This is a genomic window from Hahella sp. CCB-MM4 (genome assembly GCF_002260525.1).
Classification (GTDB): domain Bacteria; phylum Pseudomonadota; class Gammaproteobacteria; order Pseudomonadales; family Oleiphilaceae; genus Hahella.
Genome location: NZ_MRYI01000044.1, coordinates 1 through 2,648, shown reverse-complemented (window position 1 = coordinate 2,648; position 2,648 = coordinate 1). Strand labels below are relative to the sequence as shown.

The 2,648-nt window shown below is 59.9% G+C and carries 1 pseudogene; it reads right to left on the bottom strand.

What is annotated here, in order from left to right:
• Positions 1-2,543: pseudogene (locus BTA51_RS28755) on the bottom strand (hypothetical protein); the annotation flags it as partial.
• Positions 2,544-2,648: the final 105 nt, after the last annotated feature.

The window sequence follows — 2,648 nt, the reverse complement described above, 5'->3', positions numbered from 1 at the left end:
GCCCCATCCCCAGAGGTCAGCAGCTCCACTTTCCCCTGACCGCCGAACGCAAAACTGCCCAGGGAGATCCACTCGCCTCCGTTGAGCTGCTGGTTCACCACCACGTCGGTGGTCGTCGCCTGACCGTTCCCATCCAGGTGATGAATGCGGTAGGTGGCATTGCTTGCCCGGTTGCTGTGGGCGGTCCACTTTGCGAATACTTCATGGGGGGCGCTGCCCGCTAAGGCCGTGTCCCAGATAAATGACGGTTGACCATTGCTGGCGTAGAGGTAGTTTGCCCCTTCGAATCCGGGCAGACTGGAGCCCGCGGTCCAGCCTGACGGGATCGGCTGGCTTTCGCTGTCCACCACGACACTTCCCAGACTTCCCTGGTCGGCCGTCTGTTGCAGACTCGCCAGGACGCTGTCATTCACGGTATAGGGCGCATCGTAGCGGGAGGTATGGATCACCCGGCCCAGGGCATCATACTCATACTCGGTGACATAGCCCGCCGCATCAATCTCAAAGCGTACCCGGTCCTGGGCGTCATACACGTAATGGGAGCTGTTCCCCAACGCATCCGTTACCTTGATACGTCGTCCCAGGTCATCATATTCCTGGCTCGTCTGGGACAGCTCCACGGGGGTGCTGCTGACATCATTTTCCACCACGTGGGTCAGTTGACCGGCACTGTTGAAGTGGCTCACGCTCTGGTGCCCCACCGCGTCCGTGGTCACCACCTGGTTGCCCAGGTATTCCGTCGTGGAACGGATCACACCCAGGGCATCTTTGGTGGACAACAGGCGACCCAGGCCGTCGTACACATACAGGGTTTCGCCGTGATTCGTTTGGTGACCGATCGCGCTCGGCAGGTCGTTGGCGGTTTCCGCCGGTGCACTGTGGCCGGCACTGACTTCTTTCAGTAACCAACCGTTGTGGTCGTAGATATAGAAAGCCATCGCGGCCGAGGAGGTCACGCCCACCCCATTGGCATCGGTCTCGCTGTAGGTGGTTTTCTGGCTCAGCTGGCCACGGAAGTCATAGACGTAATCCACCCGGCTCATCCCGGCCTGCAGGGCTCCGGCGGACCAGGTTTCCAGGGTACTTAAGGTCGGTACCGCATCGACCGCCAGACCACTGAGGTCATAGCCTTGGGTGTGGCCAAGGGTCGACACCAGCTGTTGCTGTTCGTTGTATTGGTATTCGATGACGCCGCCCAGGGCATCCAGCTCAAACCGCAGCAGGCCTTTGTCATCATAAACCCGGCGGCTGGTCTGTCCATCACTGGCGGTCTGGGGACCCTCGATCCCGTCCGGGTCTGCCACCAGGTAGCGGGTCTGGGTTTCGATCTGGTGACGATCGTTATAGGTGTAGGCCGTCACAAAGCCCAGTGCGTCATGCTGTTCCAGCAGGTTGCCGTGTTCATCATAGCGGGAGCTGATGCGGGCCCCCTTGGCGTCGGTGACCTCTACCAGGTTGCCGTCACTGTCGTAACGGTATTGTTGCAGGGCGCTGGCCGTGGCATTTTGCGGCCGTTCGATCTCGGTAATCTGGCCTGCCGCGTCATAGCGCAGGATCGTCTGGTAGCCGGTGTCCGTTGTCGGATTAGTGACCCGGGTGATCACCGTCTCCCGCTTCGCCGTGTCGTAGGCATAGGTGGTGGTCATCGCCTCCGCCCCTTCGCCCTGGGTGACCTTGCTCACCCGGTACTGGCCATCCACCAGTTCGTAGGCAAAGCCCAGCACGGTCCCGTCGCTCTGCTCGATGCGGGAGACCCGTTTGCTGGTCCCCTCATACGCATAGGTGGTCATGTACCTCTGGCCATCGGCAATGCTGCTGTCTTCCGGGCTGAGGTCGACTTTCACCCGATACAGGCGGTTGTTGCTGTCATACCGATACAGCACACTGGCCTGGACATGTCCGTTGGCCAACCGGGTCTTCACATTGTCCGGGCGGCCTTCGCTGTCATAGTAAATCTCGATCTTCTCGCCATTGGCATTGCTGATCGTAACCTTCTCCGCCGTCCGCGAGATACTCAGCCGGGTTGGGTCATCCTCGTGCTTGAGGCCAAACAGCACGCCCTGGTCATCATAGATTTCCTGTTGCCGGCTCGTCCCTTCCGTCCACAGGAAGCGGTACACACTGTTGGGGTTGTAGTCGATGGTGTCATGCGCCCCACTGCCCACCGTGGACACATAGTGGCCCGCGGATTCGTCATAGGTGTACACCGTGCGGCTGCCGTCGCCAGCCAATCGGGTGATGGTACTGCCGGCCTGACCCAGGGTCGCATTGTCAAATTCCAGCGTCTGATTGAAGTTAAAGTAGAAGTTGTCCCCGTTGTCGTCGGTGAACTGCCCCTGGCTGTTGTAGGTCCGGATCAGGCTGCTGTCCCGCGCTATCCCCATCAGCAGCTCGTCCCGGGTCTGCAGGATCAGGTTCCCCGTGGTCGCATTTACATAGGCTGATTCCCCGGACTGTCCCTGCCGCAGCTGCGATAAACCCGCGCCTCCGGTCAGCTCCTTGCCAAACAGACCCAACCCTTCTCCTGTTACGACCGCAACCATGGTGTCACCCTACTTTTTGGAATCCAATAAAAAAAGCCGCTGCCCTCACGCGTTACGCGCGAAAGCCGCGGCTCTCGAAATGCTTTACTTGATGTTGAGCGTTGT